The organism is Burkholderia aenigmatica (assembly GCF_048627025.1).
In the GTDB taxonomy this organism is placed as follows: Bacteria; Pseudomonadota; Gammaproteobacteria; order Burkholderiales; family Burkholderiaceae; genus Burkholderia; species Burkholderia aenigmatica.
Window position 1 is genome coordinate 1,001,776 of sequence record NZ_CP184468.1, and the last position, 20,086, is coordinate 1,021,861.

A 20,086-nucleotide genomic window follows, 5' to 3' on the forward strand; every position below is an offset into this window, starting at 1 on the left:
GCTCAGCCTGCGCGCTTGCGGAACACCAGGTCCCACACGCCGTGGCCGAGCCGCAGCCCGCGCCGTTCGAACTTCGTCACCGGGCGGTAGTCGGGGCGCGGTGCGTAGTCGGCGGCCGTGTTTTCGAGCGTCGGCTCCGCGCCGAGCACTTCGAGCATCTGTTCCGCGTAGTTCTGCCAGTCGGTCGCGCAGTGAATGTACGCGCCGGGCTTCAGGCGCGACGCGAGATGCGCGACGAGCGGCGGCTGGATCAGCCGGCGCTTGTGGTGGCGCGCCTTGTGCCACGGGTCGGGGAAGAAGATGTGCACGCCGTCGAGGCTTTCCGGCGCGATCATGTGTTCGAGCACCTCGACCGCGTCGTGCTGGATGATGCGGATGTTCGGCAGATCCTGCTCGCCGATCAGCTTCAGCAGCGCGCCGACGCCCGGCTCGTGCACCTCGACGCCGAGGAAGTCGTCGCCGGGGCGGTTCGCCGCGATTTCCGCGGTCGATGCGCCCATGCCGAAGCCGATTTCGAGGATGCGCGGCGCGTTGCGGCCGAACACCGCGTTCCAGTCGGGCAGTTCCGGCGTGTACGGCACCACGAAGCGCGGGCCGAGTTCGTCCATCGCGCGGCGCTGGCCGGTCGATACACGGCCGGCGCGCGTCACGAAGCTGCGGATGCGGCGGTGGTGCAGCGGATTGACTGCGTCGGCGCCTTCGGCGGCTTCGTCGGGAATGGCGTCGTCGTGCGGCGGCAGGCCGGTTTCGTTCGGATCGTCGTGCATCATCGGTGACAGAGAAAGGCTCGGTTGCGGGCGAGGGCATCGGGCGCGCGGGACGCGCCAGCGCGGTACAAAAAAGCCGCCTTCGACGAGGCGGCTGGGCGCGCGGTTGCGGAACGTGGCGACGGGAGCGGCGATACGCCGTCAAGCCGTTGATCCTTAAGGATTTCCCGTTCAGCCAACCGGAAAGAGCCGGATTATGGACTGGTTTGATCCGACTGGCAAGGTTGCGGGGGCTGCGGCCGTGCTGCCGTCGGCCAGGCGTCGACGTGCTCGGGGGCGGGGGCATATGGGGACGGGGCCGAAGCGCATGCGGCATCGGCCCTCGTTTCAGCGAACGGATGCGTTGCGCGTCACCCGACGCGCTGGTCGAGCCGGCGGCGCGGGATCGCCATGATCTGATTCAGCGTGTAGTCGAGTTCGAATGCGGTCTCGCGTGACACGCGGCTCTTCGGTTCGAAGAAGATGCCGGCCTTCGTGTAGTGACGCACGCAGATGATGAACGGGAAGCCATGCTGCTCGCGATATGCGCGATTCATCCGCTGCGGGCGGAGTTCCTCGTCGTCGGTCAGTGCGTCGAGGCCGGCGCTCGTCTGTTCGCTGACCGGTTTTCCCGACGAGGGAGAGGGTGTCTTTGTTCTTCGGGGGCGGGATGGTTCGGACGATGTGCTGTCGCCGGGCGATTGAGTAGAATCGCGTACGCAGCCGGCATGACCGGATGCGTGAGGCGCGTGCGCAACGTGATGAAAATGAACAGTGCGCGTTTCGTTTCGACGGCCTGCGGCCAGAACGACAAGAAGCGATGACGGCCGCCGCGACGATTCATGCTTCGCCGGTGGTTGCGCTTGCAACAACCGTGCGAGAGGGTGCGTCGGCATGATCCGCCATCACTGGCCTTTGGGGAGAAAAGCCATGAGTGAAACAACTTCCGTGCGTCGCAAGATCGGTAGCAGCCCGGCCATCCTTGCACTCGCCGAGTGTGTGATTGCCGGCATCGTCGGTATATCGATCCTGAATAATCCGGAGGCCTTTGCGGGGGCGTCGGGATTTGGTGCGATCGGTACGGCGCTGGTTGTCGTGGTTCTGTGCGGCGTTGTTTCGCTGGGCGGTCTCGTCTGGGCGATCGGTGCGTTGCTGCATGCGAAAGATGATGCCGGAGTGGACTTGGTGCCGGCCTATTGCGCGATCGTGCTTCATGGCCTGCTGTGCTTGCCCATCCTCATCGTGATGTTGCGGGCGGTATGAGGTAGGCGCCGCGTGCGCCGACCGGCCTTCGCCTGTCGTTGGGCGAGGGCGGCTGGAGGTATGTGGCGGATGGGCAGACGCCGGACGCTACGTCACGGGTGAGCTATCGGGCGATCCTGGCGCAGGCGCGCGACGGAAATGCGCCGTGGCACACATTTGAGACGGATATCGCGGGAAGAGGGGCAGTGACTGCCGGAGAACCCTGCAAGCCTTGTGCGGCAGGGGTTTGAGATGTACTGGAGCGGGCGATGGGAATCGAACCCACGTCATCAGCTTGGGAAGCTGAGGTAATGGCCATTATACGACGCCCGCAGAACGCGTAATTCTACAGGGGTTTCGGTGCGGATGGCAAGCGAGAGGTTTTGGCCGGTGGCAGCGAAACTGGCATGACTCGATGCGGGAGCCGTGGTGTCGCGGGCCGTGTCGGGCGAGCCCCTCGTTATTTACGAGATCACCCATCCAGGCTGAACGCACATCCCTTCGGCGCGCTGTAGCATCGGAGCCGAATTTCAACGGCCAAACGGATGGGGCGAATACAGTCGGCGATACCGTCGTCGTCGCCGTCCGCGGGGGCCTTCTCGCATAGGCCATGCGCGGCGAGCCCTCACCGATGTCGGAAAACAATCCACGGAAGAACAGAACCCACGATGCTGAATACCCTGACCATGACGCCCGAGCAGGAACTGGATGCGCGCGCCAAAGCGTTTTACCTGCTCAAGAAATGGACGAGCGTGACGTTCCTGGATCATGCCGTGAGTCTGTTCAGGGATTTCCTTCACGCGTACGCCAGGCAGTTGGACACGCCGAGCCCGAATCAGGAGGAATTGGCGGCAGCGTATGCCGGCGATTTCCTGAATGCATTGGCGAGGATGGATCAGGGCATTGAGACCTTGCGACAAGGTGCCGACAAGCGATCGGCCTACGATGCGCTCATAGCGGGTAGCGAGAAGGGCGGCGAGCTGTTGTTCGGGCGGAGTGCACACGAGGTCGGTCGAACATACGACCCGTTTTTCCACGCGCTTGGCGTGAGGGATACGCGATTCTCGGATTTCGAATATGCAACGGGGTATGCGGAAGGGGCGTGGATTGAAGAGTTGAGCTGTCAGGCGCTCAAGTGCACGGTCGGGCTCGGTTTTTCCGAATACCTTGCCTATGGCAAGCGTGCCGACGGCGGCACGCGTGTGTTCAAGCACTGGACGTATGAATCGTTGTTCCAGGATCCGTTTTTTCCTGCATGGCGATATTGGCCGCCCGGTCGCAGCTACCCCGCAGAACTTCCGCCTTGTCCGCCCAGGAACGAATCCGGGGCCGGCGAGGTTTGCAGCGATCAGGCGATTCCTGTCGAGGGTATCTGGGAGCCATGGTTTCCGGCCGGCAAGGTCGGCTGTCCGAGCTACTTCCTCGAAGGCAGTATTGCCCACAAATACCTGCTGGAAGGGTCCAACGACGAGCAGGTGGTGCGCTGGCGGCTGCTGTGGGAAGACACGCGTTACCGGGATGGCAGCATTCCGGCGGAGGAGGGAACTTACTTCCCCGAACCTCTCACGTTGTCGCCGCTCGATCAAGCTGCGGTAGCCGATGCTGGCAAGCAATCGACGGACGAACAGGGTCCATGATGTTGAATATTTTGACCATGACCGCCGAGCAGGAACAGGATGCGCGCGCCAAGGCGTTTTATCTGCTCAAGAAATGGACGAGTTTCACGTTCCTGGAATACGCCGTTGGACTCTATCGGGATTTTCTCGGCGCGTACGCAAGACAACTGGACACGCCGAGCCCGAATCAGGTGGAACTTGAGGAGGCCTACAGACATGATTTCCTGGGGGCACTGGTGCAAATGGATCTGGGCATCGATGCATTGCGCCGGGGTCTCGACAAACGAGCGGCATACGACGCGCTGATGACAGGAAGCCAGCAAGCTGGCGACCTGTTGTTTGGACGGAGTGCGCTTGAAATCGGTCGTAGATACGATCCGTTTTTTCATTCACTGGGACTGAAGGACACCAGCTTTGCGGACCCGGTGTATGCCACGGAGTTCGCGGAGGGCGTGTGGATCGAGAGATTGATCGGCTACGCGCTCAAGTGCACGGTCGGATTCGGTTTTACCGGGATGCTTGCATACGGAACCCGTGCGGATGGCGGGACCCGCGTTTTTGAGCACTGGACCTATGAATCCATGTTCGAAGAGGCGCCTCTTCCGGCATGGAGGTATTGGCCGCCCGGTCGCAGCTATCCCGCAGAACTTCCTCCCTGTCCGCCCAGGAACGAATCCGGCAGCGGCGAGGTTTGCAGCGATCAGGCGATTCCTGTCGAGGGTATCTGGGAACCATGGTTTCCGGCCGGCAAAGTCGGCTGTCCGAGTTACTTCCTCAAAGACAGTATTGCCCACAAATACCTGCTGGAAGGGTCCAACGACGAACAGGTGGTGCGCTGGCGGCTGCTGTGGGAAGACACGCGTTACCGGGATGGCAGCATTCCGGAGGAGGAGGAAACGTACTTCCCCAAGCCTGCCGCGTAACCGAGGCTACGGGTCCTGCGCGGAGAGTTTTGTCCGCGCACCGGTTACGGGCAAAGCCCGGCCGTGAAAGATCCGGTTTACGTCGAGCCGGAGCGTCCATGCCGGGGCCGCACCGCGCAGCGTGCGGGATGGTCATTCGGCATTGTGGCGATCCTCAACCGGACCATCGAATCGCTGCCGAGGCGGAGTGCCCGCCCGCACGCCCGTGTCGAAAATAGACGAGTCCGCGTCGGAAGCATACAAGTCCCCACCACGCTTTCGAACTAACGTGACAGGCCTCTCTTACACGATCGTTAGTCTGGAGCCGACATGTCCGATTTCATCACCGTCTTGCGCGAAACCTGCCCGACCCCCGTCCTTGACGCGACCAAGTGGAAGCGCATCGGCGGCGATCCGCACACCGTGAACCTGAACGCTTATCTCTCGAAGGACGGCAGCAAGATCATGGGCACCTGGATCTGCACGCCGGGCAAGTTCGAGGTGAACTACGAGAAATGGGAGTACTGCCACTTCCTCGACGGCTACTGCATCATCACGCCGGAAGGCGAGGAGGCGGTGCACCTGAAGGCCGGCGATGTATTCGTGATCGAACCGGGCATGAAAGGGACGTGGGAAGTGGTGGAGACGGTGCGCAAGTATTTCGTGTTCGCCTGAGTGAATGGATCGGTTCGGCCTGCGCAAAAGGCGCCGGTCGTTCCGACACGTTGAGCCGCACCCGTCAGCCGATACCATCGAACGGGGATGGCTGCCGGGATGACCCGCGGCGGATTCCGGCTCAATAAAACTCGTTCCGGTTCGGAAACAGCTCGCCGAGCGTGGTCGCGTGCCCGGCCGGTTCCGCCATTCCGCCGATCGCGCCGGGTGCCTGACGCTCGCGATACGCGCTCGGCGACATCCCGTACGCGCGCCGAAACTCGCGCCCGAGATGTGACGCATCGGCAAATCCGCAGGCGGCCGCGATTTCGGAAATGTTCTTGTCCAGATGCGTCAGCATCCATGCGGCCGTGCGAATCCGGATTGCCCGGTAGCACGCTGCCGGCCCGCTGCCGGTCGCTTCCCTGAACAGCCGTTCCAGCTGTCTCGACGAGACGTCCAGCCGTCGCGCCAGCTCGTCGATCGTAATCGAATGGCTGATGTGTTGTTCCATCAGCAGGATCGCGCGCTTCACCTTCGGATGCGCGTTGGGCGCGACGCCGGGCGGATGCGGTTGCGGCGCGCTGACCGTTTCGCGCCCGTCTACCAGCAGGATCCGGAGCGCCTTGTAGACGATCGACGGCTCGATGTGCCGCACCAGGATCGCGGCCGCGACGTCAATCGACGCGCGTCCGCCGGAGCAGGTCACGCGCCGGCCGTCCACCACGTAGAGGCGATCGGACACCACGAGCTTCGCATCGACCGACGGAAACCGCTCGATGAAATCCCAGTAGTGAAACCAGCTGATGCAGATCCGGTGTCCGGCCATCACGCCCGCACGGGTCAGCGCGAACGCGCCCGTGCAGATGCCGACCAGCATCGCACCGGTCGATGCGGCCGCGCGAATGAATTCCAGCGTGGCCGCGTCGAGTTCCGAGCGGGCATGCAGGAGCCCGCCCACGACGACCACGTAGTCGTATTCCTGACGCGCATTCAACGACTCCCACGCCGGGATCTGGATCCCGCAGCTGGCGCGAACGGGGGCGGCCATGTCGCCGAGGATCGTCCACGACAGTCTGACCGGACGGCTGTTGTCGCCTTCGTCGGCCGCGAGCCGCAGCACGTCGATCATGCCCGAGAACGCCGTCAGCGTGAAATTCGGCAACAGGATGAAGCCGAACCGGATACGTGCCGGCATGGCGGGTTCCGGCGGGCTGGCGACAGGTGCTGCATGACTCATGATGATGCGCGGATAAGGCAGCTGCTCGCGCAGATGCGAAACAAGGAGGGCCGGCGCGATGCTCGGCGAATCGCACCGGCGGGCAACGTGGGCCGCCGCGCCGGGTTGCCGTGCGGACGGACGTCGGGAACGACGCGGCCGGGATATCGCCGGCCGGGTCGAGTCGGAAACATCGCCGTGGCATGGCAGTCGTCGGCGCAGGGCGCCACGCACCCGAAACTCGCGAAGCCCGATGCGACCGACTCGCCGGCAGCGGCAACCGCGCGCCTGCCTGCGCGCGTCGATGTGTCCTCAGGCCGACGACACGCCGCGGCGGCTGAGGCTCGACTGCGCATCGCGGCTGCGCTGGTTGAGCCACGCGGCGATCAGGACGAGCCCGGCGAGCACGCCGGTTGCCGCGACCTCCATCCGGTGGCCGTCGAGGAACAGCATCGTGACGAGCGTCCCGCAGATGAACACGATGACTGCCCACGTGAGCCACGGGAACATCCACATCCGCAGCGTCAGCGCCGAACCGCTCACTTCGAGCATGCGGCGCATCCGCAGTTGCGACACCGCGATCACCAGATACACGAGCAGCGCGATTGCGCCGGACGTCGCGATCAGCACGTTGAACACCTGTTCCGGTACCACGTAGTTCGCGATCACGGTCAGGAAGCCGAACGCGGTCGACGCGAGCACGGCCGCGCGCGGCGTGCCGGTCGAATCGGTGCGATGCAGGAACGCCGGTGCATCCTTGCGCTTCGACAGCGAGAACAGCATCCGCGACGCGGTGTACAGCGCCGAGTTCAGGCAGCTCGCGACCGACACGAGCACGATCACGTCGATGATCGCTTTCGCATGCGGGACGCCGAGCAGTTCCATCACGCGCTGGTACGAGCCGTGTACCGGCAGCAACGGGTCGTTCCACGGCACGATCGCGGTGACGAACAGGATCGAGCCGAGATAGAACAGCGAGATGCGCCAGATCACCGAATTCGTCGCGCGCACGATCTGCCGCTCCGGATGCTCGGATTCGGCCGCGGCGATCGTCACGATCTCGGTGCCGACGAACGAGAACATCGTCATCAGCATGCCGGCGAACACCGCGCCGATCCCGTTCGGCATGAACCCGCCGTGCGTGACCAGGTTCGAGAAGCCCGACGCGTGGCCGCCCGGCAGCAGCCCGAACACGGCCGCACCGCCGATCGCGATGAACACGGCGATCGCGACGACCTTGATCAGCGCGAACCAGAATTCGAATTCGCCGTAGTTCTTGACGGAGAAGAGGTTGGTCACCGTCAGCAGCAGCGTGACGCCGAGCGCAAAAATCCACGTCGCGATACCCGGGAACCACGCGTTGAGGATGGTGGCCGCCGCCGTCGCCTCGATCGGGATCACGAGCACCCAGAACCACCAGTACAGCCAGCCGATCGTGAAGCCGGCCCAATGGCCGATCGCGCGATCGGCATAGGTGGAGAACGAGCCGCTGTCCGGATGGGCGACGGCCATTTCCCCGAGCATGCGCATCACGAGGACGACGAGCGCGCCCGTCAGTGCATAGGCGATCAACGCTGCCGGTCCCGCTGCCGCGATCGCGTGGCCGGAGCCGACGAACAGACCTGCGCCGATCACGCCCGCGATCGACAGCATCGTGACGTGGCGTGGCTTCAGGCCGGTCGCCAGGCCCGTATGACTACCATTCATGTCGTCCTCCAATCCCTGTTTCCAGTATCTGGTTTGTTGTTCAATGAGCTGCCCGTTGCAGGGAGCCATCGCGGCGTTTCCGCATGCGTTGGCCTGCCTGACGACATGTATCTTCTCGGCACAAAACCACGCGATCTAGAAAATATCCGACCGCAACCCATAACAAATGCGACGCGCGGTTGATCTGCGGCGACACTTTTCGCGTGTGATGTCGATGGAAGCGGCGATGCCCCGGGCAAACGCGGATTGCGGGGCGCGATCGGATATCGGCAGGCGCCGCCGATATCGGGCGCAGATGACAGGGCGGGACACCTGCAGCGCGTGACGGGGAACGCGTCGGTACGCCGATGTGGCGCGGCGCGATTCGGACGCTGCCAATCACGTCGCATGACGTTCGCGAGCCTGCAAGGCGTCGCGCAAGCACCTATGATGCAGCGATCCGCCCGTCGCGCCGGCCACCATGCGTGCATGACCTGCGAACACCGAACGTATTCCCGGAACCCCGACCATGCGCATCACCGCGATCCACGAACGAGCGATTCCCGTGTCCCGCTATGCCGATCCGGCGATCGCGTCCGGCGGCCTGACGACGAGTGTGGTCGCGGTCATCACCGACGTCGTGCGCGACGGCCGTCCCGTGACGGGCTACGGCTACGCATCGGTCGGCCGTTTCGCGCAGGGCGGCCTGATTCGCGAACGGTTCGCGCCGCGCCTGCTGGCCGCCGCCGACACGCTCGCGGACGAAGCGGGCACGAACCTCGACCCGTTCCGCGCATGGCGCGCGATGATGGCCGGGGAAAAGCCGGGCGGACACGGCGAACGATGCGTCGCAGTCGGCACGCTCGACATGGCGATCTGGGATGCCGCCGCGAAGATCGCACACTTGCCGCTTCATCGCTTGCTCGCCGACCGGCTTGACCGCACGGTAGCACCACGCGTGCGCGTCTATGCAGGCGGCGGCTACCGCTATCCGCATGACGATCTCGCGCGTCTGTCGGACGAGATGCGCCGCATCGCCGATCTCGGCTACACGCACGCGAAGATCAAGATCGGCGGCGCGGATCTCGACCAGGACCGCAGGCGTATCGAAGCTGCGGCCACGCAACTGGCGGACAGTTCGCATCTCGCGGTCGACGCGATGAACACGTACGACGCGACGACCGTCGACGCGGCCGCCGCGATGCTCGCGCCGTTCGACCTCTGGTGGTTCGAGGACATCTGCGATCCGCACGACCTGTCGCTCCAGGCGGATCTTGCCACGCGCTACGCACCGCCGATCGCGGCCGGCGAGGCGCTGTTCTCGCTCGCGGAAGCGAAGCTGCTCGACCGCTACGGCGGTTTGCGCCCCGAGCGCGACGTGCTGGTGTTCGATCCGGTGCACTGCTACGGGCTGCCGGGCTATCTGCAGATCGTCGACCACTTCGCATCGCGTGGCTGGCGGCGCGACGCATTCTGGCCGCACGGCGGCCACCTGTTCTCGCTGCATGTCGTCGCGGCGCTCGGGCTCGGCGGCGCGGAAGTCAATCCGTTCGCGTTCCATCCGTTCAGCGGACTGGCCGATGGCGCGAGTGTCGACGCCGGATATGCACCCGTACCGCAAGCACCGGGCATCGGCTTCGAGCTCCATGCCGGCGCACACGACGTGTTTCGCACGTTATCGAGCCGCTGACGCCTGAAGCGCGTCGATCGCGAAACGCACCGCGAAGCCGAGCATCATCGCCGCGACGAAGCAATCGAGCAGGCGCCATGCCAGCACGTGTGCGAACCACGCGCGGCAAGCGTGTGCGCCATAGGCGAGCAGCAGGAACCACGCGAGCGAAGCCGTCATCGCGCCGATCGCAAACGGCGCGCGTGCGGCGGGCGCGTGGCTCACGATCACGGTGCCGAGCAGCAGCACGGTGTCGATCCACGCATACGGATTGAGCAACGAGACGGCGGCGGTCGCGAGCACGGTGCGCGACCGCGTGGGCTCGCCGCCCGGGCGTGGCCCATCGACGTGTTCCGGCTGTCGCCGCCGGATCGCGGAGCGCAGGGCGAGCAGGCCATAGCCGGCGAGATACGCGATGCCGGCCCACAACGCGGCCGATACCACGCCGGGATGCTGCGACAGCAACGACGACAACCCGTGCGCGCCGAGCGCGATCAGCAGCGCGTCGCTGCCGGCGCAGACGAGGGCGATGGAGAGCAGATGGGGGCTCGAGATCGAGCGCTTGATGACGAATGCGTCCTTGGGGCCGACCGACGTGAACAGGGCGGCGCCAAGCAGCAGGCCTTCGGCGAAGGCAGAGGTGTCGAGCACGAGCGGGCCGACAACCTCTTAAGCTGAACCGGTGATGGTTACGATGAACGAAACGTTAAGGGGCGCCCGGGGGTGTTGTCAATGCCCCGCCAGGCGCCCATGCGCCGATGACCGGCCCGGCACCGGTCAGTGCGTGGCCGCTTCGCCGAGGTTGAGCGCAACGAGCGCACAGACGGTCAGCGCGATGCCGGCGAGCTTCAGCGACGACACCGATTCATCGAAGCAGACGATGCCGATCACGGCCGTGGCCGCGGTGCTGGCGGCGGCCCAGCTTGCATACGCGAGCCCCATTTCGAGGCGCTTCGTCGCGAGCGCCATCAGCCAGACCGCGCAGGCATAACAGACGACGGTGAGCGCGGAGGGGAGCGGGCGGGAAAAGCCGGCCGACAATTTCAGGCCGACGGAGCCGAGGACTTCGGCGAGGACACTGACGCCCAGCAAAAGCCAGGCAGACTGGAGCGGGGACACGAACGGCCTCCTTCCCCCGACGCTTATACCGAGCGGCGAGGAGAAGTGGCGGTGTCAGCGGTACCCAGGATGAACGGAGCTTAGTACGCACGGCGCGGCAGCACAAGGCACGCAGCGTACCCGTCACGCGCCGTCGGCCTGCCCGGACGCCCACTCGGGCCGCTGCCCGAGCGCGTCGAACAGCCGGACGATCTCGGTTTTCACTTTCTGCACCGCGTTGCTGACGAGCGCCGTATCGTGCCAGCACAGCGACAGGTCGCGCGCGAACAGCCGGTGCGCGACCGTCGACAGCTTGAGCTTGCGCTCCTCGATCTCGACGTGCGCGGCCGTCCACGGCAGGATCGTCACGCCGAGCTGCGCCATCACGGCCGCGAACAGCAACCCGGTCGAGCTCGCCTCGAAGCTGATCTCATACGACAGCCCGGCCTCGCGCATCGCCCAGTCGACCCGGTTGCGGATCGTGTTCGGCGCGCTCGGCAGCACGAGCGGCATCCGCGCGATCGCGTCGAGCGGCACCGGATCGTCCGGCACCTGGAACCCGGGCCACGTGATCAGGTACAGCGTCTCCGTCAGCAGCCGGTGGATCGCGATGCCGCGCGTGTCGACCGCGTCGACGACGATCGCGAGATCGAGTCGCGCGCGTTCGAGCAGCGTGTCGAGATCGGCGCTCGGCGCCTCGATCAGCTCCAGCATGATGCCCGGGTAGCGGTCGCGCACCGCGCGGGCGAGCGGAATGGCCAGCACGCGCGCGGTGCTCGACGGCATCCCGACCGTCACGCGGCCTTGTGGCGTGTCGGCGTCGCGGCGCAGCAGCTCGCGCGTGCCGTCGGCCTGGCGCAGCAGGTCGAGCGCGTGCTGATACAGCGTGCGGCCGGCGGCGGTCGGCGCAACGCCGCGCACGCTGCGTTCAAGCAACTGCATCCCGAGATCCTGTTCGAGATTGCGCATCTGCTGGCTGACCGCCGGCTGCGCGACATGCAGCGCCTCGCTCGCATGCGTGACGTTGCCGCATTCGACGACCTTCACGAAATAGCGCAACTGCCTCAAGTCCATCGCCGCCGCCTCCCGATTCGAGCCATAAGCCAATCCGATCGAGCAAGATGAATATCATATTTTTCCCCGATCGATGGGCTTTCTATACTCGTCTCACAAAAGAGCCAGCCTCCCGGCCATCCCGGACCGGACGCGGCAAACGCGCCGGCCCCGCCGGCAAGGAGACGAAGATGTTCAAGGCGATCGACGCGCCGGCGGCCGGCGCGAAGCCGCAGCGCACGCCGCTCACGCGCGAGCAGGTCAAGGGCTTCTGGGCCGTGTATGCGGGCTGGGTGCTCGACGGCGTGGATTCGGTGATCTATGCGCTGGTGCTGATTCCGGCACTGACCGAACTGCTGCCGGCGTCCGGCATCGCGGCGACGCCCGCGAATCTCGGGATGTACGGTTCGATCCTGTTCGCGCTGTTCCTGATCGGCTGGGGGCTGTCGTTCATCTGGGGGCCGCTCGCCGACCGCTTCGGCCGTGTGCGCACGCTCGCCGCGAGCATCCTGATCTACTCGGTGTTCACCGGCGCGGCCGCGTTCGTGCACGACGTGTGGGCGCTGGCCGCATGCCGGCTGATCGCCGGGATCGGCGTCGGCGGCGAATGGGCGCTGGCGGGCACCTACGTCGCCGAGAGCTGGCCGGAAGACCGCCGCAAGATGGGCGCCGGCTACCTGCAGACGGGCTACTACTTCGGCTTCTTCATCGCGGCGTGCCTGAACTACACGATCGGTGCGACCTACGGCTGGCGCGCGATGTTCCTGTGCGGCCTCGCGCCCGCGCTGCTCGCGGTGTTCACCGTGATGCGCGTGAAGGAGCCGGGGCAGTGGCGCCGGCACGATGCGCGCGACGGCAACGTGGCCGACGCGCGGCGCGCGCATCCGCTGCGCGAGATCTTCGCGCCGGCCTTCCTGCGCCGCACGCTGACGAGCGCGAGCCTCGTCGGCGTCGCGATCGTCGGGCTGTGGGCCGGCTCCGTCTACGAGGCGAGCGCGGTCAGCACGCTGGCGGCGCGCGCGGGCATCGATCACGTCGGCGCACTGCGGCTCGCGTCGGTCGGCGCGGCGATCCTGTCGTGCGCGACGATCGTCGGCTGCCTCGTTGCTCCCTGGCTGTCCGAACGGCTCGGCCGGCGCACCGCGCTCGGCGTGTATTTCGCGGGCATGGCCGCATCGATCGTGTTCGCGTTCGGCTGGGCGTTCTACCAGCCGAACGGGCTCGCGGCGTTCATGGTGTCGCTCGCGTTCCTCGGTTTCTTCGGCGGCAATTTCGCGATCTTCTCGCTGTGGCTGCCCGAGCAGTACCCGACGCGCGTGCGGGCCACCGCGTTCGCGTTCAACGCGTCGGTCGGCCGCTTCATCGGCGCAGGCGTGAACTTCCTGCTCGGCGCCGCGATTCACGGCTACGGATCGCTCGGCGTGCCGGTCGCATGGACCGCGGCGGTATTCGGGCTCGGCATCCTGATCCTGCCGTTCGCGGTCGAAACGCGCCACCAGACGCTGCCCGAATGAGCGGTGCGCCGCGATCGTTCGGAAACGAGCCACACCCAGTCATCAATATCAGGAGTCCGGAATGCAGGCATTACAAGGAATCAAGGTCGTCGATCTGAGTCGCGCGCTGTCGGGGCCGTTCTGCTCGATGGTGCTCGCCGATCTCGGCGCCGACGTGATCAAGGTCGAGTCGGGGCCGCACGGCGACATGAGCCGCGCATGGGGGCCGTTCGATCGCGGCGTGAGCACGTACTACCTGTCCTGCAACCGCAACAAGCGCGGCATCTGCGTCGATTTCCGGCAGCCGGCCGGCCTCGACGTCGTGCGCCGGCTGATCGCGCAGGCCGACGTCGTGATCGAGAATTTCAAGGCCGGCACGATGGACGCGATGGGGCTCGGCTACGCCGCGCTGAGCGCGCGCGATCCGCGGCTCGTGATGGGCAGCGTCACCGCGTTCGGCCCGCGCGGCCCGTTGCGCGACTGGCCCGGCTTCGACCAGATCGCGCAGGGTTATGCGGGGCTGATGAGCCTCACCGGCTTTCCCGACGGCGAGCCGACCCGCACGGGCACCGCGATCGGCGATCTCAGCTCGGGGATGTGGGTCGCGACCGGCGTGATGGCCGCGCTGTTCGAGCGTGAGCGCACGGGGCGCGGCCAGCACGTCGGCACGTCGCTGCTCGAAAGCCTCGTTTCGCTGCTGAGCGTGCACGGGCAACGTTACCTGAGCCTCGGCGACGTGCCGCGCCGCACCGGCAATGCGCATGCGGTGATCGCGCCGTACGGCGTGTTCGAGACGGCCGACGGGCCGCTCAACCTCGCACCGATCACGACCGACATGTGGCTGCGGCTGTGCCAGTTGCTGGACCTGCCCGAACTGCCGAACGATCCGCGCTTCGCGACCAACGACGCGCGCGTCACGCACCGCGACGAACTGAAAGCGTTGCTCGAAAGCCGGCTGCGCACGCGCGGCAAGCGCGAATGGACGCAGCGTTTCGTCGACGCCGGGCTGCCGGCCGGGCCGATCAACACGCTCGACGAAGTGTTCGACGATCCGCAGCTCGCGCATTGCGGGCTGGTCGAGCCGGTTGCGCATCCGACGCTCGGCACGCTGCGCCAGGTCGTCACGCCGCTCGGCGGGATGGGGGACGAGATGCCGGCGCCGCGCACGCGTCATGCGCCGCCGCTGCTCGGCGAGCATACGGTCGACGTGTTGCGCGAAGCGGGCTACGGCGACGACGCGATCGATGCGCTGCTGGCCGGGCGTGCGATCTTCCAGGCTGAAGCAGTGGCGGAGGCCGTGCAATGAGCGACACGACGAAACACGAAGGGGCGTCGAACGTGACGGTCGACATGATCGGCGAACGGATCGCGCGCGTGCGGTTCGCGAACCCGGCGCGACGGCATGCGCTCGACGCGCCATTGCTAGATGCGCTCGTCGCGCGTCTCGATGCGCTGGCCGAACATCGTCCGCCGCCGATCGTGATCCTGTCGAACGACGGCAGCGGCGACGTGTGGAGCGCAGGGCACGACCTGCGCGAACTGGCCGACGATCGCGATCCGCTCGCGCACGGCAAGCCGCTCGAACGGGCGCTGCGGCGCGTGCGGACTTATCCGGGCGCGGTGATCGCGGCGGTGGCCGGCTCGGCGTGGGGCGGGGCGGTCGATCTCGTGATGAGTTGCGACCTGGTGGTCGCGGCGCGCGACGCGCGTTTCGCGATGACGCCCGCGAACATCGGCCTGCCGTATTCGACGAGCGGCCTGCTGCGCTTCTACGACAACCTGCCGATCCACGTGCTGAAGGAGATGTTCTTCTGCGCGCAACCGCTCGATGCGGAGCGCGCCGCGCATCACGGGCTCGTGAACCGGCTGGCCGACGCGGGCGGTGTCGACGATGCGGCGCTCGACGTCGCGCGCACGATCGCCGCGAAGGCGCCGCTCGCGGTGTACGCGGTGAAGGAACAGTTGAGGGTGCTGCAGGACGCACGGCCGTTGCCGGCCGACGCGTTCGAACGGATTGCCGAGCTGCGCCGGCAAGCGTGCGAAGGGGCTGACTTCGACGAAGGGTTGCGCGCGTTTGCGGAGCGACGCGCGCCGGTGTTTCGTGGCGTGTAGGCGACGTGTCGCGCGAGCCGGGCGCGCAAGCGGCGAACAGCGCGCGGACACGCTCGCGTCGCTGCGCGGGTATCGGCTGTGTCGTTCGTAGCCGCCCGCGCGTGCTGCGTCGCCGCGCGTCACATGCCGAGCGCGTGCACGCTGACGAGCAGCAGCGCGCCGATCGCGATCAGCAGCAGTGCATGAACGCGCGTATACATCACGCACAGCGTCGACGCGACCGCGATCGCGCGCGCGGCCCAGCCGCCGTCGAGCGCCTGCAGCAGCACCCACACCGACGCGAGGATCATGCCGGCCGCGACCGGGCGCAGGCCGGCCTCGAGCGCGATCTGCCAGCGCGCGCCCTGGTGCCGCCGCCACAGATGCGCGACGCCGTAGATCAGGAACGCGGTCGGGCCGAACAGCGCGAGCGTCGCGATCACCGCGCCCCAGAAGCCGGCCACCTGCCAGCCGATCAGCGTCGCCAGCAGCGAGCCGGGGCCCGGCGCCATCCGCGCGATCGCGAAGTCGTTCACGAATTGCGTGGCGGTCATCCAGTGATGCACGTCGACCACCTGCCGCTGGATGTCGGCGATGATCGCCTGTCCGCCGCCGATCGTCGCGATCGACAGCGGCGCGAACACGCCGAACAGCGCCGCGTAGCGTTGCGATGCGGTCATCGCGTATCGCTCCCGGCCGGTGTTGCGGCCGCGCGGCGGTATTCGAGCGCGACGCTCAGCGTGCCGCCGACCAGCACGGTCCACACGAGCGGCCAGTGCAGCACCGCAACCGATACGAAGGTCAGCGCCATCACCGCGAACGGCAGCGCGCGACGCGGCAGCCGGCGCACCGCGGTGATCGCCATCGAGATCGACAGCCCGATTGCCGCGGCGGCCGCGCCGGCGAGCGCGATGTGCGTGAGCGGAAAGCGCGTGAGGGTCGAGAACGCGATGCCGAACAGCACGATCAGCACGGCCGGCGGCGCGATGATGCCGGTGAAGCCGGCCACGGCGCCGCGCCATCCGGCGAGCCGGTAGCCGATCCAGATCGCGAGGTTCTTGACGTTGACGCCCGGCAGCGCCTGCGACAGCGCGAGGCCGTTGAGGAACGCCTCCTCGTCGAGCCAGCGCCGCTCGTACACGAAGTCGCGCATCATCCGGCCGCTCAGCCCGCCGCCGAAGCTGGTCAGGCCGATCTGCGAGAACGCGATGAACAGTGCGAGGACGCCGGGCGGTGGGGCATCGCCAGCCGGCGGCGCAGGCGTGGGGGTGGCGGAGGGCGGGGGCATCGGGCGGGCGGAGCGTGGCGATTGGGCGGGCGCCCATGTTAGCAAGCGGACCCTGTCAGCACGCTGACATAGGCTCGGCGGCGACGCGATGAAAGCCCGCGGACGAATCGACGGGTGAGTTCCGGCACATCGGTGCATCCGGCACATCCGGCACATCCGGTACATCCGGCACATCCGGTACATCGGCACATCGGCACATCGGCGCATCGGCACATCGGCACATCGGCACATCGGCGCATCCGGCGCATCCGGTACATCGGCACATCGGCACATCGGCACATCGGCACATCGGCACATCGGCACATCGGCGCATCGGCACATCCGGCGCATCCGGCACATCCGGCACATCCGGCACATCCGTACACCCCGCGCAGCTACGCGCGCACGACCGTCACGCCCGCCGCCTCGATCGGCTTCGTCAGTGCGGCGTCGGTTTCCTTCTCGACCACCACGGTGTGCGCCAGCGTGAGCTCGCCGATCACGAACTGCGACGCCGCGCGCAGCTTCGACTGCGACGCGAGCACGACCGTCTCGGCCGCGCGTTCGGCCAGCGCGCGCTTGATCGCCGCTTCCTCGAAATCGCCGGTGCTGAGCCCCGCGACCGGATGCACGCCCGTGACGCCCATGAAGTACAGGTCGGCGTGGATGCGCGCAATGCCTTCCATCGCCGCCGCGCCGACGGCGACGATCGAATGCTTGTAGAGCCGCCCGCCGATCAGGATCACGTCGATCGACGGATGCGCGGCCAGCGCCACCGCGACACTCGGGCTGTGCGTGACGATCGTCGCGCGCAGGTCGGCCGGCAACTGGCTGACGAGCAGCGCCGAGGTCGTGCCGCCGTCGACGATGGCCACTTGCCCAGGGGCGATCATCTCCGCGGCCCGCCGCGCGATGCGCCGCTTTTCCGCCGTCTCGAGCGCCTCGCGCTGCGCGAACGGCGCGACGGCCGGCGACGCCGGCAGCGCGCCGCCATGCACGCGCTGCAGCAGGCCCTCGGCCGCGAGCTCGCGCAGGTCGCGGCGGACGGTGTCTTCGGACACGCCGAATTGCGCGCTCAGCTCGACCGCCAGCACCTGGCCGTCGCGCGCGAGTGCGTCGAGGATCGCTTTCTTGCGTTGGGTCGTCAGCATCGTGTTTGCACGAAATTTCTTGAAGTTGCACGAATATGCACGTTACCATGGGCGCCGTCTTTTGTCGAACCGGAGGCTGGGATGGCTGCAACGCGGGACCGTGTCCGCATCGTCGATACGACGGTGCTGTCCGATGACTGGTATGTACTGAGGAAGGTGACGTTCGATTTCCTGCGCCGCGATGGGACGTGGCAGCGCCTGAGCCGCGAGACCTACGATCGCGGCAACGGCGCGACGATCTTGCTGCGCAATGCCGATACGGGCGACGTGCTGCTGACGCGGCAGTTCCGGATGCCGGCATTCGTCAGCGGGCACGACGGCATGCTGCTCGAGGCCGCGGCCGGCCTGCTCGACGACGCGACGCCGGAAGCACGCATCCGCGCGGAGGCCGAGGAGGAGACCGGCTATCGCGTGCGCGGCGTGCGCAAGGTGTTCGAGGCGTTCATGAGCCCGGGCTCGGTGACGGAGAAGCTGCATTTCTTCGTCGGCGAATACGATGCGTCGCTGCGCACCGGCGATGGAGGTGGCGTCGCGGAAGAGGGCGAGGATCTCGAGGTCGTCGAGATGCCGCTGCAGGCGGCGCTGGATGCGGTCGAGCGCGGCGAGATCGTCGATGCGAAGACGATCATGCTGCTCCAGTACGTCGCGCTGCGGGAAACCGCCGGCGCGCGCACGGCATGACGCCGCTGCTCGTGCTGGTCGCCGGCCCTTATCGCAGCGGCACGGACGGCGACCCCGCGCGCATCGCCGCGAACCTGCACCGGCTGGAGGCGGCCGCGCTCGCCGTGTATCGCCGTGGGCACGTGCCGATGATCGGCGAGTGGGTGTCGCTGCCGCTCGCCATCGCGGCCGGGTCGCGACAGGTCGGCGATGCGATCAGCGAGGCGTTCCTGTATCCGGCCGCGCACCGGCTGCTGCGCCGTTGCGATGCGGTGCTGCGTATCGACGGCGCGTCGCGCGGGGCGGACATGGACGTCGGTCTTGCAAGGCAGCTCGGCAAGCCGGTCTATTTCGCGGCCGACGAGATTCCGGTCGCGCAGGACGGTTCGGATAGCTGAACAGGCGGGGGGCGCCCGGCCGCGGTGGCGCCCTGCATCGGCCGGCTGCCTGCATCGTCTGCGGCCGGTCGAGCATCGCGTCATGCCGTTGCATCGCGCATGCCGCGCCGCGCGCGAACCGGCGTATGATCGCGACGCTACCCGCGCACCGCTCGATGCTACCGCCGCCCCATCATGCCGTTTTCCGATTCCGCTGACTCCACCGCTGCTGCCGCTGCCGCGCAACTGCCCGCCGATCTCGTCGCCTCCGCCGTTGCTGCGCTCGCGCGCGCCGACGCGTTGCTCGTGACGGCCGGCGCCGGTATCGGCGTCGATTCCGGGCTGCCCGATTTTCGCGGTACGGACGGGTTCTGGCGCGCGTATCCGGCGCTGCGTCACGAGCGTTTCGAATTCCACGAGATCGCATCGCCGCACGCGTTCCGTGCGCGTGCGCAACTCGCGTGGGGGTTCTACGGGCACCGCCTCGCGCTCTACCGTGCGACGGTGCCGCATGCGGGTTTCGCGATCCTGCGACGCTGGATCGACGCGATGCCGAACGGCGGCTTCGTGCTGACCAGCAACGTCGACGGCCAGTTTCAGAAAGCCGGCTTCGATCCGGCGCGGATCGTCGAGATCCACGGTTCGATCCACGCGATGCAGTGCCTGCGCCCCTGTTCGGACGACACGTGGGATGCGGCGCCGTTCGTGCCGGACGTCGACGAAGCGACCTGCCGCCTCGTCGGCGACCTGCCGCGCTGTCCGCACTGCGGTGGCCTCGCGCGGCCGAACATCCTGATGTTCGGCGACTCCGGCTGGCTCGGTGCGCGTTACGACGCTCAGGAGCGCGCGCTGGAAGACTGGATCGCGCAGGCCGGGCGGGTCGCGGTGGTCGAGATCGGCGCGGGCACCGCGATCCCGACCGTGCGCCTGCTGAGCGAACGGCTCGGTGCCGACGTGATCCGCATCAACGCGCGCGAAGCGCATGCGCGCCGTGCGGACGTGATCGGTTTGAAGGGCGGCGCGCTGGCGACGCTGAGCGCGCTCGACGCAGCCTGGCAACGCGCGTGAGCCTGCGAGCGGGCGAGACGGCCTGAACGGGCAGCGATCCTGCCGGCCGTCGCCGTTGCAGGTGCGCGGCGAATCCGCATACAGTTCAGCCTGT

General features: G+C 67.2%; 21 protein-coding genes and 1 tRNA gene. 11 read left to right on the top strand and 11 right to left on the bottom strand.

The genetic code is table 11. The annotated features are described in order from the left end of the window. Window positions 1-2 precede the first annotated feature (2 nt). Window positions 3-770: a tRNA (guanosine(46)-N7)-methyltransferase TrmB gene (trmB, locus tag ACN8ZM_RS04695; RefSeq protein WP_089450063.1), complete on the bottom strand. Its 768-nt coding sequence runs from the start codon at window positions 768-770 to the stop codon at window positions 3-5. Window positions 771-1,117: 347 nt separating this feature from the next. After that, window positions 1,118-1,642 carry a 2-oxo-4-hydroxy-4-carboxy-5-ureidoimidazoline decarboxylase gene (locus ACN8ZM_RS04700; protein ID WP_420210673.1) on the bottom strand — a complete coding sequence of 175 codons (525 nt, stop codon included), beginning with the start codon at window positions 1,640-1,642 and terminating at the stop codon, window positions 1,118-1,120. Between the two features lie 34 nt (window positions 1,643-1,676). Between ACN8ZM_RS04700 and ACN8ZM_RS04705 the strand changes: the two genes are divergently transcribed. Next, entirely contained in the window at window positions 1,677-2,009 is a 333-nt protein-coding gene (locus ACN8ZM_RS04705) for a hypothetical protein (RefSeq protein ID WP_420210674.1), read from the top strand. A gap of 237 nt (window positions 2,010-2,246) precedes the next feature. Here the strand turns inward: ACN8ZM_RS04705 and ACN8ZM_RS04710 are convergent. Continuing rightward, window positions 2,247-2,321, bottom strand: a tRNA-Gly gene (locus ACN8ZM_RS04710). A gap of 335 nt (window positions 2,322-2,656) precedes the next feature. On the opposite strand from ACN8ZM_RS04710, the gene ACN8ZM_RS04715 reads away from it, so the two are divergent. The 3 genes from ACN8ZM_RS04715 to ACN8ZM_RS04725 all read left to right on the top strand — a co-directional run bounded on the left by ACN8ZM_RS04715 (window position 2,657) and on the right by ACN8ZM_RS04725 (window position 5,181). Continuing rightward, complete coding sequence (locus ACN8ZM_RS04715; protein ID WP_420210675.1) at window positions 2,657-3,625, top strand: Imm71 family immunity protein; 969 nt, start codon at window positions 2,657-2,659, stop codon at window positions 3,623-3,625. After that, window positions 3,622-4,527, top strand: coding sequence for an Imm72 family immunity protein (locus ACN8ZM_RS04720; RefSeq protein WP_420210676.1), 906 nt, complete (start codon window positions 3,622-3,624; stop codon window positions 4,525-4,527). The genes ACN8ZM_RS04715 and ACN8ZM_RS04720 overlap by 4 nt, the downstream gene beginning before the upstream one ends. A gap of 309 nt (window positions 4,528-4,836) precedes the next feature. Then, the gene (locus ACN8ZM_RS04725; RefSeq protein WP_006752094.1) at window positions 4,837-5,181 is read left to right on the top strand and encodes a cupin domain-containing protein; all 345 of its coding nucleotides are present in this window, start codon (window positions 4,837-4,839) and stop codon (window positions 5,179-5,181) included. Window positions 5,182-5,302: 121 nt separating this feature from the next. On the opposite strand, the gene ACN8ZM_RS04730 is transcribed toward ACN8ZM_RS04725, so the two are convergent. Both ACN8ZM_RS04730 and gabP read right to left on the bottom strand, forming a co-directional pair. Further along, window positions 5,303-6,358, bottom strand: coding sequence for a GlxA family transcriptional regulator (locus ACN8ZM_RS04730; protein WP_420210677.1), 1,056 nt, complete (start codon window positions 6,356-6,358; stop codon window positions 5,303-5,305). 333 nt (window positions 6,359-6,691) lie between these two features. Next, window positions 6,692-8,086: a GABA permease gene (gabP, locus tag ACN8ZM_RS04735; RefSeq protein ID WP_043183073.1), complete on the bottom strand. Its 1,395-nt coding sequence runs from the start codon at window positions 8,084-8,086 to the stop codon at window positions 6,692-6,694. Window positions 8,087-8,594: 508 nt separating this feature from the next. On the opposite strand from gabP, the gene ACN8ZM_RS04740 reads away from it, so the two are divergent. Continuing rightward, a complete protein-coding gene (locus ACN8ZM_RS04740; protein WP_420210678.1) occupies window positions 8,595-9,755 on the top strand; it encodes a mandelate racemase/muconate lactonizing enzyme family protein in 1,161 nt (386 codons plus the stop codon). On the opposite strand, the gene ACN8ZM_RS04745 is transcribed toward ACN8ZM_RS04740, so the two are convergent. The 3 genes from ACN8ZM_RS04745 to ACN8ZM_RS04755 form a co-directional block, all read right to left on the bottom strand. Beyond that, window positions 9,741-10,385, bottom strand: a complete 645-nt coding sequence (locus ACN8ZM_RS04745) for a LysE/ArgO family amino acid transporter (protein ID WP_420210679.1) — start codon at window positions 10,383-10,385, stop codon at window positions 9,741-9,743. The genes ACN8ZM_RS04740 and ACN8ZM_RS04745 overlap by 15 nt on opposite strands. A gap of 126 nt (window positions 10,386-10,511) precedes the next feature. Next, window positions 10,512-10,853, bottom strand: coding sequence for a DMT family transporter (locus ACN8ZM_RS04750; RefSeq protein ID WP_420210680.1), 342 nt, complete (start codon window positions 10,851-10,853; stop codon window positions 10,512-10,514). A 123-nt stretch (window positions 10,854-10,976) separates the two neighbouring features. After that, complete coding sequence (locus ACN8ZM_RS04755) at window positions 10,977-11,906, bottom strand: LysR substrate-binding domain-containing protein (RefSeq protein ID WP_089450069.1); 930 nt, start codon at window positions 11,904-11,906, stop codon at window positions 10,977-10,979. Between the two features lie 170 nt (window positions 11,907-12,076). Between ACN8ZM_RS04755 and ACN8ZM_RS04760 the strand changes: the two genes are divergently transcribed. The 3 genes from ACN8ZM_RS04760 to scpB all read left to right on the top strand — a co-directional run bounded on the left by ACN8ZM_RS04760 (window position 12,077) and on the right by scpB (window position 15,490). Further along, window positions 12,077-13,399: an MFS transporter gene (locus tag ACN8ZM_RS04760; protein WP_420210681.1), complete on the top strand. Its 1,323-nt coding sequence runs from the start codon at window positions 12,077-12,079 to the stop codon at window positions 13,397-13,399. A 61-nt stretch (window positions 13,400-13,460) separates the two neighbouring features. Continuing rightward, a complete protein-coding gene (locus ACN8ZM_RS04765) occupies window positions 13,461-14,684 on the top strand; it encodes a CaiB/BaiF CoA transferase family protein (protein WP_420210682.1) in 1,224 nt (407 codons plus the stop codon). Then, a complete protein-coding gene (gene scpB / locus ACN8ZM_RS04770; RefSeq protein ID WP_420210683.1) occupies window positions 14,681-15,490 on the top strand; it encodes a methylmalonyl-CoA decarboxylase in 810 nt (269 codons plus the stop codon). The genes ACN8ZM_RS04765 and scpB overlap by 4 nt, the downstream gene beginning before the upstream one ends. A 119-nt stretch (window positions 15,491-15,609) precedes the next feature. Here scpB and ACN8ZM_RS04775 read toward each other — a convergent pair whose 3' ends face one another. The 3 genes from ACN8ZM_RS04775 to ACN8ZM_RS04785 form a co-directional block, all read right to left on the bottom strand. Continuing rightward, window positions 15,610-16,149: a chromate transporter gene (locus tag ACN8ZM_RS04775; RefSeq protein WP_420210684.1), complete on the bottom strand. Its 540-nt coding sequence runs from the start codon at window positions 16,147-16,149 to the stop codon at window positions 15,610-15,612. After that, entirely contained in the window at window positions 16,146-16,757 is a 612-nt protein-coding gene (locus ACN8ZM_RS04780; RefSeq protein ID WP_089450073.1) for a chromate transporter, read from the bottom strand. The genes ACN8ZM_RS04775 and ACN8ZM_RS04780 overlap by 4 nt, the downstream gene beginning before the upstream one ends. Window positions 16,758-17,131: 374 nt before the next feature. Continuing rightward, window positions 17,132-17,887, bottom strand: a complete 756-nt coding sequence (locus ACN8ZM_RS04785) for a DeoR/GlpR family DNA-binding transcription regulator (protein ID WP_089450074.1) — start codon at window positions 17,885-17,887, stop codon at window positions 17,132-17,134. An 81-nt stretch (window positions 17,888-17,968) separates the two neighbouring features. Between ACN8ZM_RS04785 and ACN8ZM_RS04790 the strand changes: the two genes are divergently transcribed. From ACN8ZM_RS04790 to ACN8ZM_RS04800, 3 genes are all read left to right on the top strand, one after another. After that, window positions 17,969-18,568, top strand: a complete 600-nt coding sequence (locus ACN8ZM_RS04790) for an NUDIX domain-containing protein (RefSeq protein ID WP_089450075.1) — start codon at window positions 17,969-17,971, stop codon at window positions 18,566-18,568. Then, window positions 18,565-18,945 (top strand): NUDIX hydrolase, encoded by a 381-nt coding sequence (locus tag ACN8ZM_RS04795; RefSeq protein ID WP_043181683.1) that lies wholly within the window; start codon window positions 18,565-18,567, stop codon window positions 18,943-18,945. The genes ACN8ZM_RS04790 and ACN8ZM_RS04795 overlap by 4 nt, the downstream gene beginning before the upstream one ends. A 174-nt stretch (window positions 18,946-19,119) precedes the next feature. After that, entirely contained in the window at window positions 19,120-19,992 is an 873-nt protein-coding gene (locus ACN8ZM_RS04800) for an SIR2 family NAD-dependent protein deacylase (RefSeq protein ID WP_420210685.1), read from the top strand. The last annotated feature ends 94 nt before the right edge of the window (window positions 19,993-20,086 follow it).